Origin of the sequence: Aquirufa novilacunae, from assembly GCF_045310505.1 — a bacterium.
Lineage (GTDB): Bacteria > Bacteroidota > Bacteroidia > Cytophagales > Spirosomataceae > Aquirufa > Aquirufa novilacunae.
This window is the reverse complement of the sequence record NZ_JBEWZG010000001.1, coordinates 611,152-626,502: the sequence shown is the minus strand read 5'-3', so window position 1 is coordinate 626,502 and position 15,351 is coordinate 611,152. Positions and strand designations below refer to the sequence as shown.

Genomic DNA, 15,351 nt, shown 5'->3' with positions numbered 1-15,351 from the left:
TCAAGTCAAATGAATGAAGTAGAATTAAAGGAAAAGGTAGTTAAGGCGATTAAGACCGTCTATGACCCAGAAATTCCTGTCGATGTATATGAACTCGGATTAATCTATGAAATCAAGATTTTCCCGGTGAATAATGTGTACATCTTAATGACTTTAACATCTCCTTCCTGTCCTTCAGCTGAAAGCATTCCTGTGGATATTGAAAAGGCGGTGAGAGAAATTGAAGGAATTGCGGAGGTATCTGTTGAATTGACTTTTGACCCACCTTATGAGCAAGATATGATGTCAGAAGTGGCCAAGTTGGAACTTGGATTTATGTAATAGCGTTATCAAAAATAAATATAAATAGAACATATATGTATCCAGAACATTTAGTACATCCTATGCGGATGGATATCGTGGCCGGAGGATTCCAAGAATTGAAGTCAGCTTCAGAAGTGGAAGACGTAATGGCTAAGCCAGGTACAACCTTGGTATTTTTTAACTCAGTTTGTGGATGTTCTGCTTCTACAGCACGTCCAGGCGTAAAGAATGCAGTTGCAGCTTCAGCTAAAAAGCCAAACCAATTAGTGACGGTTTTTGCGGGTGTAGATCCAGAAGCGGTTCAAAAAGCACGTGAATACACACTTCCTTATCCTCCATCATCTCCATCGATCGCCTTGTTTAAAGATGGTGAATTAGTTCACTTTGTAGAGCGTCACCACATTGAGGGTCGTTCGGCAGATATGATTGCAGGACACTTAGAAGGTGTTTTTGACGAATTCTGCTAATAAAAATGAGTCATAAAAAAAGGGAGCTTCGTAAGAAGCTCCCTTTTTTGTTTCCTTTCAGAAAGGATTATTGCTTAGGCGCACCGCCCATTGCGCCTGATTCTGAAGTACTATTCTTTGCTTTCTCAGCCATTTTCTTAGCAGCGCCTTCATAGTCACCCGCTTTAATGAAGGACATCTTCAATAAGTCGATTGATTTCTGAGTAGCCTCTTGAATTTGTGCTGGAGTTAAGCTCTTAATCTTGTTCTCTAACTCTTCTGACCACATCATGTTACGGCCTAAGAATAAGTTGCTATTCAAACTACCTACCAATGCGTTGTCTTGAGAACGAGTTACTTGACGAGATTGTAACCAAGATTTCTTAGCCTCATCGATTTCCTTTTGAGTGAAACCTTCTTTCAATACTTTCTCGATTTCTTCTTTGAAAGCTGATTCTAGTTTCGCTAAGTTCTCAGGAGCATAGATAGCATATCCGATAAATGCACCGCTTTGATCTAATGGACTAGCAACGAATTGTGAACCCACACCATAAGATAAACCATCTTTTTGACGGATACGGTTCATTAAACGAGAGCTCAAGCCACTACCACCACCTAACATGTAGTTAGATAATTCTAGCGCTGCGTAGTTAGGGTCGCTATCAGAGATTTTTAACGGTTGGTAAGCTAAGAAGAAGGCGTTTGCTTTATCAGGTGTCTCGATTGAAATCGCTTTTCCTCCTGTTTCTTTAAACTCATCTACAATACGTTTATAAGGTTTTGGAGATTTCCAATTCCCAAATTCTGCTGCAATTAAATCCTTCACTTCTTTCTCATCGAAATCACCGACTGCTGAGAACGTAGCATTAGATGCACCATAGAAGTTCTTGTAGAAATTAACAGACTCTTCTAGTTTTACTGCGGCATAATTAGCTGTTTGCTCTGCCATCGTAGGCTGGTAGCGAACATCTTTCTTATCGTAGTGACCAGCTCTTAATTGACCCAAAGCCTCAGAACCTTTCGCTTGCGGCTCACTTTTTTGACCTTCGATTGCCGTTAAATTTTCTTGTTTTAACTTCTCGAATTCATCCGCAGGGAATACCGGTTGTTTTAATGCCTCAGCTACTAATTTCATCGCAGGGATTAAATTCTCGCGCGTTGTCTCAATAGAAATATTCGCTTGCGTAGGTCCACCTGAGATAGAAACACGTGCTTTTAACTTGTCCAATTCATCTTGGAATTGTTGACGAGTATGTTTCGCTGTACCTTTAGTTAACATATCTGCTGCTAAATCTGCGGCAGTTGCAGTACCCATTAACGACTTTTCATCGCCAAAACGTAAAGTCATACGTGCATAAACTGAGTTACCACGTGTCTTTTTAGATAAAAGCGCTAATTGAACACCACCAATTTTCTCAGTTTTCGTACGAGCATCGATGTTTGCTGGAGATGGATCAAATGCTTCTCCTTGGCTAACAGCCGCTTTAGGTTTGAAATCTTTTAGGATAGTTGCTACATCCTTCGCTTCTGGAATCTCAGCACGCTCTGGTTTTTCTGTAGGATAGAAAGTACCAGAAGTACGATTAGATGATTTGAAATAAGCAGCAGCCACACGTTGGATGTCAGCAGGAGTGATTTTCTCTAATTGATTACGTGTATGGAATAATAAACGCCAATCGCCTTGAGCAATGAATTCAGAAAGACCTACACCTACACGCTGTGCGTTGTTTAATAATAGCTCGATATTCTTGATTCCTTTTGTCTTAATGCGATCAACCTCTTCTTTAGTTGGAGGAGTTTTGGCAAAATTCTCAATCGTATTAATCATGATTTGACGAACAGAATCAACTGATTTCTCTTTTAATACCTCTGAACCGAAGTACACAAGACCTGGTTCTTTCAATTGGAAAGTCATACCAAACTGGCTACTCGCTTTCTTTGTATCGATCAACGCTTTGTATAAACGTCCAGACGGCGCATCTGTTAACAAGTCAGTCATGACATCAACAGCCACATAGTCAGGGTGTAAGCCAGATGGAATATGGTAAGCCATACCCACTACTTGCACATCACCCACACGACGTAAAGTAACATCTCTCTCTCCATCTTGCGTAGGCTCAGCCGTGAAAGTAGGAGTTAAAACACGCTCAGGGCGAGGAATTACACCGAATTTCTCGTTGATCAATTTCAATGTTTTGATGGCATCGAATTTACCTGCTACTAATAATACTGCGTTATCTGGCTGGTAGTACTTGCGGTAATATGCCTGTAAATTCTCGATAGGCACTTTTTCGATGTCAGAACGAGCTCCAATGGTCGAGTTACCGTAGTTATGCCATAAGAAAGCGGTAGAAACGATACGCTCCATTAATACGCTTCCTGGATCATTCTCTCCACGCTCGAACTCATTACGAACAACCGTCATTTCGGTTTCTAATTCGCTTTTAGCAATACGAGAATTGATCATACGATCAGCTTCCATATCTAAAGCCCAATCTAGATTTTCGTCTGTCGCTGCGAAAGTTTCGAAGTAGTTTGTACGATCTAACCAGGTAGTTCCGTTGAATTGAGCACCGTGGTCAGAGATTTCTTTCGCTACTTCCTTGTGTTTTTCTTTCGTTCCTTTAAACACCATATGCTCTAATAAGTGAGACATACCTGTTTCACCGTAACCCTCGTGACGAGAACCTACTAAATAGGTGATGTTCACCGTAATGGTTTGCTTTGAAGGATCTGGGAATAATAAAACCTTCAAGCCATTGGCTAGCTTGTATTCTGTTATTCCCTCCGCTTCGGTCACCTTTTCAGGGATAGGAAGGCTAGCGGACGCCTTTTGTGTTGATGGAGTGGGTTTAGGTTGTGCAATTGCAGGCTGCAAGAGACAAAGTAGTAAACCCGATAGAATGATTTTCTTCATAGGGGTATTTTGTTTATTGACTCGAAAAATAGAAATAAATTGAATTAAGGGTAATGATAAAATGATGAACGGCAATAATTATTTCTTGTACTGTTGGATTAACTTATAAATCGCCTTTTGTGTTTCCATATTAGGAAAGTATTCAAATATAATTTCGTGTTTATCATAATCTAACAGGAGCCCAGATTCTAAGAAATGAAAAGCCTCTTTAAATTGGCCTGCTTTGATTAAAAAGATAGCGGCACGGTAATATAAATCTGCTTCCTCTGGTAGTTCGTCAATGGCAGAGAGCATGATTTCAGCACATTTTTCGAAATCATTAAGATCGTAATGCAACTGCGCCCATTTTACCCAAGTAGGAGCGAAGAAGGAATCTAGATCTACGGATTTGGCATAGGCCTCATCAGCAGAAACGGGATTGCCTAAATAGGATTCTACATCTGCTAAACCGGTCCAATATAAAGGATTCGTGTCATTTAGTTTCAGCGCTTTTTTTAGGAAATGCAAGGCTTCAAACCATTTGTCCATCTCCGTTAGACAAACCGCTAATCCATAATAGCCTTCATCCCATAAAGGATCGACTTTGATGGCCTCTTTATAAAAGGGTAAGGCTTCGTCAAATCGGCGTTGTCTTTCGATACTTGCACCTAAACAGCAATATAATTCTGGATTCGGATCATCGTATTTCAAGCATAATTGATAGGCTTCTTCTGCCTTCGCATATTCTTGAATATTCATATAAGTATTGCCTAAATTGAATAAAGAAGACCCAAAAGTAGGTTCAATCGCCAGCGAATATTCATAGGCATCGATCGCCTTTTCAAACTGTTTTAATTTCGAATAAGCTATACCTAAATTATACCAAGCCGTAAAGGAGAACGGATCGGCATCAATAAACTGCTTGTAATAGGGGATACTTTCCTCGATTTTACCTATTTCGTCTAAGCAATTAGCGAGTTCTACCAGGGCATTTTCATTCTCCGAATTAAGCTCTAAGCACTTTTTCAGCATATCCACAGCCTCCCGAGGTTTCCCCCAAGCCTGGTAGCTTAAACCGATGCGAAAGTAGACTTCATCTTTTTCTTCTGTTCGATCTAAAGCCGCTAAAAAGAGTTGGATAGATTCCTCGTGCTGGCCCATTTGGCTTAGTAAATAGCCTTTCACCAGGGTTAATTCGATGTCATTTGGGAAAAGCAGGATGGAGTTTTCGATTAATTCCATGGCCTCTTCAGGTCGCTGCATTTCACCTAAAATTTGGGCTTTTAGGGTAATTAATTCGAGGGAATAATTGAAATGGGAAAGTCCTAAATTAACGGCATCTAAAGCTTGGTCAAATCGGGATTGAACAAAGTAATGTTCGGCGATTTGTTCTAGGGTTTCTGCATCGAAAAACGCGTTTTCTTGCTGATTCAACATGTTTTCGTAGCGCTGTACGGAAGATTGAATGTCTTCTTTATTCTCGTCGAATTCGGGATCTAGCATTTTTCAAAATACATTTTTACTAAAATAAAGAATATTATTTATTCTTGAACCCCTTTTCGGCTTATTTTTGTTCCAAATAACTCATAATGTCAAAAATCTGCGCTATTGCGGACCTCGGTACGAATACCTTCCAGTTACTTATTTCTCCACTAGACCATTTCCAGGTGTTAGAGCACTTACAACGCCCGGTGGGTTTGGGGATGGGAGCTATGGAACAGGTAGTGCTACAAGAAGATGCGATGGATCGGGCGCTTGTCGCCTTACACGAATTCGTCTCTTTGTTTTTGTCCAAAGGAGGAGACATTAGCGATTTTTATGCCATCGGAACAAGCATTTTACGTCGAGCATCGAATGCCGGGGATTTTTTACAAAGGGTTAAAGAAGAACTCGGAGTCTCTATTTTAGTGATTGATGGAATTCAAGAAGCAGAATATATCTATGCGGGGATACGAAATTCGCTTCCTGATCGTTGGGGGAAAACGAGTTTAGTGATGGATATAGGGGGAGGAAGTGTGGAATTCATCTTATTTAAGGGATATGATGTCCTGTATCGAGTGAGTTTAGAATTAGGTGGCTTGCGATTAAAGTCTCTTTTTTCGGTCAATAATGAGTTTAATTTGTCGATTGTAAAGGATTTAGATGCGCATGTGACGAAAGAAATAGGTGTTTTGTTCCAGATCTGTAAGAAGTCAAAACCCGAGGTATTGATAGGGGCCGCAGGTGCTTTTGAGACGATTTTGGATTTAGAGAATAGACCAGGAAATGCACCGGCTTCTTGCGAGATTGATTTGAACCAGTTTTTGCAACATAAATTAAACCTTGACGCCTTGCCTTATGAAGAGCGGAAGGCCTATCCTGGTATGAGAGCATTCAGGGCAAGTATTTTCCCTTATGCCACCTTTTTAATTGAGAAGGTATTGCGGGAATTGGAAGTAAAACAGCTTTGGTTTTCTTCCTACAGTTTGAAAGAAGGATTTTGGTTTAAAGAACTAGCTCCTTCCTCACAACAACCCTAGAGATTATAAAAAAAAAATTGTAAACTTGTAGTTAATAAGATTAATCAATTCATCCTATGGCTTTATCGCTAGCAACTATTTTACTTCAGGCGGGTGTAACCGTCGATTCACTTTCTTCTGCTGTGGCAGATTCTATTGTTAATGCTTCTGGTCCGGTTCAAGAAGTGACTAAAGTAGTCGTAGAAGAATTTTCGGTGTTAGACCTATTGGGAAAAGGGGGATATGTGATGTATCCAATCGGTTTCTTGTTTGCTGCAGCCGTTTTCTTGTTCATCGAACGCTATTTATACATTCGTAAAACGGCTAAATTAGATGAGAATTTCTTGCACACGATCAATGATATGTTGCAAGCAGGAAATGTACAAGGTGCGATTAATTTCTGCAAAACGAATTCATATCCGATCGCTAAGTTGTTAGAAAAAGGATTGTCTCGTTTAGGATCACCTATTCGCGATATTGAGGCGGCTATTGAGAATAAGGCCAAAGTGGAAATCTACAACATGGAGAAGAATTTAGGTATTCTTAGTGCCATTGCTCGTATTGCACCGATGTTCGGATTCTTAGGAACAGTTACGGGTATGATTCGTACCTTCCACAACATTTCGATTTCAAATAAAATTGATATCTCTACGATTGCAGGGGGTATTTATGAGAAAATGGTGACATCCGCATCGGGTTTAATTGTGGGTATCATTGCCTATGTATTGTATACTTTATTAACGACGATGATTGATCGTACGATCAATAAAATGGAGATTACAGCGATTGATTTCTTAGATATTCTTCACAAGCCAGCTTCTAAATCTTAATTCAATGAACTTTAGAAAAAGAGCCAGAGAAGCATCAGAAGTAGAAACGGGCGCCCTAGCGGATATCCTTTTCTTTCTATTGATGTTCTTTTTAATGATTTCAACGCTTGCTTCACCTGATGCGATTAAATTGCTTTTACCAGAAACGGCGAAGCCGATGCCTACACCAGCGAATGAAGTCATTCGTTTAACGGTCGATGAGCAACTGAACTATTATATTGATGATCGTTTAGTGGATGTGGCGAATCTAGAGGCTGAATTAACAAAGGAAGCCACTTCTAAAAAAGCGGTAACATTAGTGGTTCGTATGGATCGCAACCAAACAGTACAAGAATTAACGAATATCTACGACCTAGCGGCTAAATTAAAATTAGCTATGGTCATGGCCGCAGAAAAGAAAAAATAGAATTTATGGAAGGCTATGTACTCATCGCCCTCAAATCAATAGCCGTATACGTGTTCATCGTAGCGGCTATTCGTTTTTTTGGGAAGAAGGAATTTGCACAATTATCGGTGGTTGATGTGGTTTTCATTTTGTTGATTTCTAATGCCGTTCAAAATGCCATGGTCGGCTCAGACTCCAGTTTAGGCGGTGGTTTAGTAGCCGCTTTCGCTTTATTTGTGATGAATTATGGTTTCAAATTTCTCTCTTCTTATAGCCCATTTTTAGCCAAAGCCATTGAAGGTGAGCCTGTCTTATTGATTTATCACGGAGTCGTTAAAGAGTCAGGTCTTAAAAAAGCTGGGCTTACTTTAGTACAATTAGAGGCGGTCGTTCGAGAACATGGCGTATCTAGTCTTTCTGAGGTGGATTTAGCTGTATTCGAAGTAGATGGGAATATTTCTGTTTTAACGGATAATTATCGTAATTCAAGTAAAAGAAAGCATAAAGCCCTGCAAATAATAGGCAGAAATACAGCCTAAAATCGTATATTTGCCTTAAATCTTAGCTGTTTGTAGAGCTGAGTATCATTTTGTTTTCTTATTTAATGGAAAAAATCCTAAAATTCGGTGGGACTAGTTGTGGAAGCATCGAAAGCATTCAATCCGTTTTGACGATTATCGAGTCAAACTGGAAATCCTCCTCAGACTTTGCTGTTGTTTTTTCTGCCATGGGCGGTGTGACCAATCATTTGTTGGAAGCGGGCACCCTTGCGGCCCAGCCGAAAAGCACGGTAAATACCTTAATTGAGACCATCGAAACACGCCATTTTGACGTAATTAAGCACTTTATTCCGGTGACGGGGCAAAGCCAAGTTATCGCCCATGTGCGTACTTTGGTGAATGAATTGCGGGATGTATTGAAAGGTATTAATTTGATCAAAGAGATTTCGCCTAAGACCTCTGATTTATTGGTTAGTTTTGGTGAAAGACTCTCTACCTATTTAATTTTTGCCATTTTACAGCAGAAAGGACTTCCTGTTCTTTACGTCGATGCGCGCGAAATTATAAAAACCAATAGTGCATTTAGTCATTCAGAAGTAAATTTTGCTGAGACGAATGCCTTGATTAACTCTTTCTTTGAAACAAATAAAGGCAAAATAGGCTTGGTGACCGGCTTTATTGCGTCTAATTCAAAAGGGGAGACTACGACTCTAGGTCGTGGTGGTTCTGACTACACAGCCTCCGTTTTGGGTGCTGCTTTAGGTGTAAAAGAGATCGAGATCTGGACGGATGTGGATGGTATGATGACCTCAGATCCGCGCAAAGTAAAGTCTGCGTTTACGATTCCTTCGATTTCGTATGCGGAAGCGATGGAATTAACCCATTTTGGGGCTAAAGTCATCTATCCTCCGTCTTTACAGCCTGCCTTTGCGAAAAATATCCCTATTCGTGTGTTAAACACGTTTAATCCTTCTTTTGCAGGAACGGTTGTTAGCAAAGAACCGACGGGTAGTCCCTATATCATTACAGGTATTTCGTCGATTGATCAATTAGCGTTGGTTAATTTACAAGGCTCGGGTATGATTGGAGTAGCGGGGGTTTCGGCTAAATTATTTACGGTATTAGCCCGCGAAAAAATATCAGTTGTCTTGATTTCCCAAGCGTCATCTGAGCATAGCATCTGTTTTGCCATTGATCCATCGGTATCTGAGAGGGTACGTAAAGTGCTAGAAAAAGAATTCGCGACAGAAATGGCTGCAGGTGATATTGAGGGCATCGATATCCAAAAAGACCTATCCGTTATCGCAATTGTGGGAGAAGGTATGCGCAAGCACACCGGTGTGAGTGGTAAATTATTCTCTTCTCTGGGTAAAAATGGAATTAACATTGTGGCTACAGCGCAAGGTTCATCCGAGTTGAATATATCTGTTGTGATTGAAAATAAGGACCTTTCTAAGGCCCTGAACGTTATTCACGAAACTTTTTTCTTTTCCCAAATCAAAACCTTGCACCTCTATCTAGTAGGCGCTGGTCTGATTGGAAAGACTTTATTAGAGCAAATTATTGGTCAGGAGCATTATTTGGCCAAATACAAAGGTATTCGCATTCGTTTAATCGGTATCGCTAATAGTCGAAAGCAATTGATTCAAGAAGAGGGAATTGAGTTAGATAAAGCGTTGGACTTGTTGAATCAAAGAGGTCAGGAGGCAGATTTAGCTGGTTTTATTGCTCAAATCAAATCCTTGAACTTGCCTAATTCTATTTTTGCGGATTGTACAGCAAACAAAGAAATCTATACGAATTATTTAGGCCTATTCCAGTCCAATATCTCGGTGGTAACCCCGAATAAGGTAGCGAATTCAGGACCTTATGAATTGTATGCTCAATTGCATCAAACGGCTCTAGCTAAGGGTGTTAAGTTCTTGTATGAGACGAATGTAGGGGCCGGTTTGCCAGTTATTAATACTTTGCAAGGCTTAATCGCATCGGGTGATCGCTTTGAGAAAATTGAGGGGATTTTATCCGGTACTTTATCATTCTTGTTTAATCAATTTAAGCCGGGGAAATCTTTTGGTGAGGTATTGAGAACGGCGAAAGAGAAAGGCTATACGGAACCAGATCCGAGAGAAGATTTGAGTGGTATGGATGTGGCTCGTAAAATTTTGATTTTAAGTCGGGAAATTGGAATGAAGTTAGAATTCTCTGATATCACGATTGAAAAGATTATTCCTCCTGCTTGTGAAGCAGAACCATCAGTGGATGCCTTCTTTGAGGAGATTGATAAGGCAAACGATTTCTTCGAGCAATTAGTGAACGAAGCCGCTTCGAAAGGGGAGGTTCTGCGTTACATTGCTTGTTTGGAAAATCAAAAAATCACGATCGGTTTACGTTCGGTAGGTCCTACTCATCCTTTCTATCAGATGGATGGCGCGGATAATGTGATTGCCTTTACGACCAAACGTTACCATGATCGTCCACTAGTCATCAAAGGTCCTGGTGCAGGAGCTGAAGTGACCGCTTCAGGCGTTTTTGCTGATATTGTATCCATTGGTAGTCATCTCGCATAATATGGAAAAGATACGTGTATATGCGCCTGCAACGGTAGCGAATGTGGCTTGTGGATTCGATATCTTCGGTTTTGCGGTAAATCACCCGGGAGATGAGGTCGTTTTAGAAAAGAATTCTACACCTGGAATCATTATTAAAGAAATTACAGGCGACGATGGTCGTTTACCCAAAGCCGTGGAGAAAAACACCGCCGGTATCGCCATCCAAAAATATTTAACCTTCATCGGTCGGGAAGACCAGGGTTTTGAGCTGTCCTTGCACAAGGATATGCCTTTAGGTTCTGGCTTAGGTTCTTCTGCTGCTTCCGCAGTTGCGGGCGTTTTCGCTGCAAATGAACTCATGGGCCGCCCATTATCCCAAAAAGACCTCTTGCCCTTCGCGATGGAAGGTGAGCGCGTCGCCTGCGGCTCCGCGCACGCAGACAATGTAGGCCCTTCCTTATTAGGCGGCTTTATCGTCATTCGTTCCTACGATCCGCTCGATATCATTCAAGTACCTGTGCCTGAAGATTTATATGCCAGCATCGTTCATCCTCAAATCGAGGTTAATACGAAGGATGCCCGAGGAATTTTAGATAAAGAGATCTCTTTATCCACCACCATTACCCAAATGGGTAACGTAGCAGGCCTCGTAGCTGGTCTCTTACTGCCTGATTATGAATTAATTGGTAGATCCCTAGTCGATGTGATTATCGAGCCGTCAAGAGCCATCTTAATACCTGGATTCGCAGGAGTGAAAGCAGCGGCTATCGCAAATGGCGCCTTAGGATGCTCGATTTCTGGTTCAGGCCCATCGCTATTTGCCTTATCGAAAGGAGAGGAAACAGCAAAGAAAGTGGCTGAAGCCATGGCTGCTGAATTCGCTGCTTTGGGTATCGGATCCGAGCAATATGTCTCCCAAATCAATCAAAAAGGTCCCATAGTCTTAGCTGATTAAGCTTTAGGATGCGCTTGCTGGTAAATCGCCTTCATCTTTTCCATCGAATTGTGGGTATAGACTTGGGTTGCGGCTAGATTCGCGTGGCCCAATAATTCTTTGATGGCATTTAAATCAGCGCCTCTATTCAACAGGTGCGTCGCATAGGTATGACGCAATACGTGCGGAGATAGTTTCTCCAGCTGGCTGAATTCCCCTAAATTTTTCTTGACTAATCGTTGTACAAACATCGGGTAAAGTGGCTCTCCTTTGTCCGTTAGCAATAAATGAGCGTTATCGAAGGTGCAAAATTGACGGTAAGTCTCCATGAGTTCCACTAAGAAGGTTGGAATCGGAATCATCCGCTCCTTATTTCGTTTACCAATGACGCGGATCGTTTTAGCCGCTAAATTGACTTGTGAGTTTTGCAAGGAGATGAGTTCAGCGAGTCGAATGCCGGTTCCATACAATAAAAATAGGATGAGCTCGTCGCGCGCTTCACTAAAATTAGTGGCGATGATCCGGTTCTCCACGAGATTCTCCATCTCCGATTCTCGGACGAAATGGGGGATTTTCTTCGTGGTTTTCACCATCCGAATGGATGTCATCGGATTTTCGGTGATTTTTTCTGTTCGCAAAAGGTATTTATAGAAGGTCCGAAGCGTGGCTAATTTGCGGTTAATGCTTCGGTTTTGGAGGCTATCATCGGATAAACTGATGAGCCATTTCCGGACATCCATGGCTTGAACCTGCTGGAGTTCTGTGGGATTTACAAAAGCGGTAAATTGCTCTAAGTCAGTGGAGTAGGAGGTAATCGTGTGCGAACTGAGGCGCCTTTCGATGGACAGGTGGTCCAAAAAAAAATTGACTAATTCACGATTCATCATCGAAATTAGTCAATTCCTTTAAAGAATGTATAGGAAATTAGTTATTAATATTTCCGTAAGTGATTTGCTTGTAAGCAGCACGAATCATTTCTTTACGACGACCTACAGAAGGTTTTTCGAAAGCAGATCTTCTACGTAGTTCTTTCACTACACCTGTTTTTTCAAATTTCTTCTTGAAGCGCTTTAAAGCCTTATCAATTGATTCGTTCTCTTTTATCGAAATAATTAACATTTTCTTTTGTCTGTTTTTTTAAATTGTGTGCAAAGATAGTAATATTTTTTTGATGCGCAATAGCTGAATCGATTATTTCAATGAATGTTTTTGCCTATTTTTGTGCTTTCATCTTAAAGAAAATTATGTCAGACTTTTCACGGACAACGGTTACTGCAGCGTTAATTTATGCGAACGGGCCTATTCACATCGGTCACTTAGCAGGTTGTTACTTGCCAGCAGATATCTATGTTCGCTATTTGCGCCTTCAAAAGAAGGATGTGATTTTTGTGTCTGGAACAGATGAACACGGAGTGCCTATTACCATTAAGGCCGCTAAAGAGGGTAAAACTCCACAACAAGTCGTTGATTATTACTACAAAGAGATTAAAGACTCTTTCGAGCAATTTGGTATTTCGTTTGACATTTACGGTCGTACATCCGATCCTGTTCATCATGAAGTTTCGCAAGAATTCTTCCTTAAATTATATAAGGAAGGGAAGTTTGTGGAGGAAGTGACAGAGCAGTTTTATGATGAAGAGGCCAAACAATTCTTAGCGGATCGCTACATCACGGGTGATTGTCCTTCTTGTAAGCAGCCGGGCGCCTATGGTGATCAATGCGAAAAGTGCGGAACGACACTTTCACCCACTGAATTAGTTAATCCAAAATCAGCTTTAAGTGGTTCTAAGCCCGTTTTAAAGCCTACCAAAAACTGGTTCCTGCCCTTAGATCAATGGCAACCAGAATTAGAAAAATACATCGCCTCACATCCGGAATGGAAGTCAAATGTGACGGGTCAAGTGAAATCTTGGTTGCAAGAAGGTTTGAAATCTCGTGCGATGACACGTGATTTAAACTGGGGTGTGCCTATTCCTTTGTCGGATACGGAGGGGAAAGTACTTTATGTATGGTTTGATGCGCCTATCGGTTATGTCTCCATGACGAAGCAATTAACGCCGGAGTGGGAAACCTATTGGAAAGCTAAAGATAGCCGGATTGTTCACTTTATTGGAAAAGATAATATTGTCTTCCATTGTTTGATCTTCCCAGCGATGTGTATGGCACACGGAGGCTATCAATTAGCGGATCAGGTGCCTGCGAATGAGTTTATGAACCTAGAAGGGGATAAGATTTCGACCTCACGTAATTGGGCGGTTTGGTTGCATGAATATTTAGTGGATTTCCCTGGAAAGCAAGACGTTTTGCGCTATGCATTAACGGCTTCGAGTCCTGAAACGAAGGATGCCGATTTTACCTGGGCTGATTTTCAGACCAAAAACAACTCTGAATTAGTAGCCATCCTAGGCAATTTCGTGAATCGGGCCTTTGTGTTAATCGATAAGAACTTTAATTCAGTGGTTCCCCCTAAGTTAGAAGGAACTGGTTTAGAGGCTGATTTAATGGCCGCTGTGGCAGATATTCCAGCTAAATTGGAAGCTGCTTTAGAAAACTACAAGTTCCGTGATGCGCTCGTTTTAGCGATGGAAATCGCTCGTTTGGGTAATAAATATCTGGCGGAAGCGGAGCCTTGGAAGATCATGAAAGAGGATACAGCGAAGGCTGGAACGGTGTTGAATTACGCGGTTCAATTAGTGGCTCAAGCGAGTATTGCACTTGAACCTTTTATTCCATTTAGCGCGCACAAATTGCGTTCAGCTTTAGGAATGACTTCTTTTGAATGGTCTAGTTTAGGTAATTTTGAGGTAATCTCTGCTGGAACTGCCTTGCAGAATCCAGGATTGTTATTTGAAAAGATTGAGGACGAGGAGGTACAAAAGCAAGTGGACAAATTAACTCAAACAAAAGCTCAGATGGAAATAGCTTCGAAATCGGTGCCTGCTTTGAAAGAAACGGTAGGCTTTGATGATTTTGCCAAAATGGACATTCGCATAGGCGAAATCGTCGCAGCAGAGAAGATGGAAAAGAGCAAGAAGCTTTTGAAGCTTCAGGTAAATGATGGATTTGTGACACGTACGATCTTGTCTGGTATTGCAGAACATTTTGCTCCAGAGGATCTTGTAGGTAAACAAGTAACTTTTTTAGCTAATCTAGCGCCGCGTAAAATGATGGGGATAGAGAGTGAGGGGATGATTCTAATGGCAGAAGATGCAGATGGAAGTCTAGCATTAGTGCAGCCGAATAAGCAAATCTGGAACGGTGGGACTGTGAATTAAGCCCCAAAATAGGCTAGGTATAAAATAAAAATAAGGTCAGAAGAAACTTCTGGCCTTATTTGTTTAACCTCTAAACCTATTTAACTATGAAAATTTATACAAATATAATGCTTTGGCGGATATTTTATAAGATTAGTGCAAAAAAAATATAAAAAAAAGGTGAAGTTAAAAACTTCACCTTTTTTGATTACCTCTAAACCTATTTAACTATGAAAACTACTAACAATCTAATTATAACATAACAATCAAGTGCTCTTGTTGTTCCGAGCTGTTATCAAAATTAGTGTCGATAACGGGCTCAGCGCTAACAATTGACCATACTAGGTTGATCTTTTTCGCTGCTTGATTAATTTCTTTGATCCAATTTAACGTCTTAACATCTGAAAAATTTTGTCCTTGCTCAGAAATAGTTTTAATGGTCTGGTTGAAAACCGCTTTTTCTGATTCAGTTACTTTTAGGTAAGATGTATTGTTATTTTGGAAATCTTCTAAAATCGATATAGTCAATGTTGCTGCGCTTGCGCTCTTCACTTGAGCATCTTTGCGAATCAACGAAGTGATTACTTCTGATAATGTTTCTGTTTTTACTGATAAATCGTTTGAACGATTAAATGAACGTGCTTCTTCTCCTGCAACCGCAACTAGGTTTAATCCAATTAAACAGCTAGCTAATAATAATGTCTTCTTCATATTTTTGTTATATTTATTATCTAAATCAACAATGCAAAATTATTG

Annotated in this window: 14 protein-coding genes; 9 read left to right on the top strand and 5 right to left on the bottom strand. The window is 40.6% G+C overall.

Features of this window, described 5'->3' with window-relative positions; all coding sequences use genetic code 11:
- The first annotated feature begins 9 nt into the window (after positions 1-9).
- The gene (locus V7S74_RS02880; protein ID WP_223131844.1) at positions 10-321 is read left to right on the top strand and encodes an iron-sulfur cluster assembly protein; all 312 of its coding nucleotides are present in this window, start codon (positions 10-12) and stop codon (positions 319-321) included.
- A 35-nt stretch (positions 322-356) separates the two neighbouring features.
- Positions 357-770, top strand: coding sequence for a BrxA/BrxB family bacilliredoxin (locus V7S74_RS02875; RefSeq protein WP_406777258.1), 414 nt, complete (start codon positions 357-359; stop codon positions 768-770).
- A 67-nt stretch (positions 771-837) separates the two neighbouring features.
- Here V7S74_RS02875 and V7S74_RS02870 read toward each other — a convergent pair whose 3' ends face one another.
- Complete coding sequence (locus V7S74_RS02870; protein WP_406777257.1) at positions 838-3,666, bottom strand: M16 family metallopeptidase; 2,829 nt, start codon at positions 3,664-3,666, stop codon at positions 838-840.
- Between the two features lie 78 nt (positions 3,667-3,744).
- The gene (locus V7S74_RS02865; protein WP_406777256.1) at positions 3,745-5,148 is read right to left on the bottom strand and encodes a tetratricopeptide repeat protein; all 1,404 of its coding nucleotides are present in this window, start codon (positions 5,146-5,148) and stop codon (positions 3,745-3,747) included.
- A gap of 86 nt (positions 5,149-5,234) precedes the next feature.
- Between V7S74_RS02865 and V7S74_RS02860 the strand changes: the two genes are divergently transcribed.
- The 6 genes from V7S74_RS02860 (at position 5,235) to V7S74_RS02835 (ending at position 11,362) form a co-directional block, all read left to right on the top strand.
- Positions 5,235-6,164 carry a Ppx/GppA phosphatase family protein gene (locus V7S74_RS02860; RefSeq protein ID WP_406777255.1) on the top strand — a complete coding sequence of 310 codons (930 nt, stop codon included), beginning with the start codon at positions 5,235-5,237 and terminating at the stop codon, positions 6,162-6,164.
- A 56-nt stretch (positions 6,165-6,220) separates the two neighbouring features.
- Positions 6,221-6,973 carry a MotA/TolQ/ExbB proton channel family protein gene (locus V7S74_RS02855; RefSeq protein ID WP_406777254.1) on the top strand — a complete coding sequence of 251 codons (753 nt, stop codon included), beginning with the start codon at positions 6,221-6,223 and terminating at the stop codon, positions 6,971-6,973.
- Positions 6,974-6,977: 4 nt separating this feature from the next.
- A complete protein-coding gene (locus tag V7S74_RS02850) occupies positions 6,978-7,379 on the top strand; it encodes an ExbD/TolR family protein (RefSeq protein ID WP_406777253.1) in 402 nt (133 codons plus the stop codon).
- Positions 7,380-7,384: 5 nt separating this feature from the next.
- Positions 7,385-7,897, top strand: coding sequence for a DUF421 domain-containing protein (locus V7S74_RS02845; RefSeq protein WP_406777252.1), 513 nt, complete (start codon positions 7,385-7,387; stop codon positions 7,895-7,897).
- A gap of 65 nt (positions 7,898-7,962) precedes the next feature.
- Positions 7,963-10,425, top strand: coding sequence for a bifunctional aspartate kinase/homoserine dehydrogenase I (gene thrA, locus V7S74_RS02840; protein WP_406777251.1), 2,463 nt, complete (start codon positions 7,963-7,965; stop codon positions 10,423-10,425).
- 1 nt (position 10,426) lies between these two features.
- Positions 10,427-11,362 (top strand): homoserine kinase, encoded by a 936-nt coding sequence (locus V7S74_RS02835; protein WP_406777250.1) that lies wholly within the window; start codon positions 10,427-10,429, stop codon positions 11,360-11,362.
- On the opposite strand, the gene V7S74_RS02830 is transcribed toward V7S74_RS02835, so the two are convergent.
- Both V7S74_RS02830 and rpsU read right to left on the bottom strand, forming a co-directional pair.
- Positions 11,359-12,228 carry a tyrosine-type recombinase/integrase gene (locus V7S74_RS02830; RefSeq protein WP_406777249.1) on the bottom strand — a complete coding sequence of 290 codons (870 nt, stop codon included), beginning with the start codon at positions 12,226-12,228 and terminating at the stop codon, positions 11,359-11,361. The genes V7S74_RS02835 and V7S74_RS02830 overlap by 4 nt on opposite strands.
- 37 nt (positions 12,229-12,265) lie before the next feature.
- Positions 12,266-12,460 carry a 30S ribosomal protein S21 gene (gene rpsU / locus V7S74_RS02825; protein ID WP_130896373.1) on the bottom strand — a complete coding sequence of 65 codons (195 nt, stop codon included), beginning with the start codon at positions 12,458-12,460 and terminating at the stop codon, positions 12,266-12,268.
- A gap of 125 nt (positions 12,461-12,585) precedes the next feature.
- Between rpsU and metG the strand changes: the two genes are divergently transcribed.
- Complete coding sequence (gene metG / locus V7S74_RS02820) at positions 12,586-14,616, top strand: methionine--tRNA ligase (RefSeq protein WP_406777248.1); 2,031 nt, start codon at positions 12,586-12,588, stop codon at positions 14,614-14,616.
- Between the two features lie 231 nt (positions 14,617-14,847).
- Here the strand turns inward: metG and V7S74_RS02815 are convergent, their stop codons facing one another.
- On the bottom strand, positions 14,848-15,306 hold the full coding sequence (locus tag V7S74_RS02815; protein ID WP_406777247.1) for a hypothetical protein: 459 nt from the start codon (positions 15,304-15,306) through the stop codon (positions 14,848-14,850).
- Between the last annotated feature and the right edge of the window lie 45 nt (positions 15,307-15,351).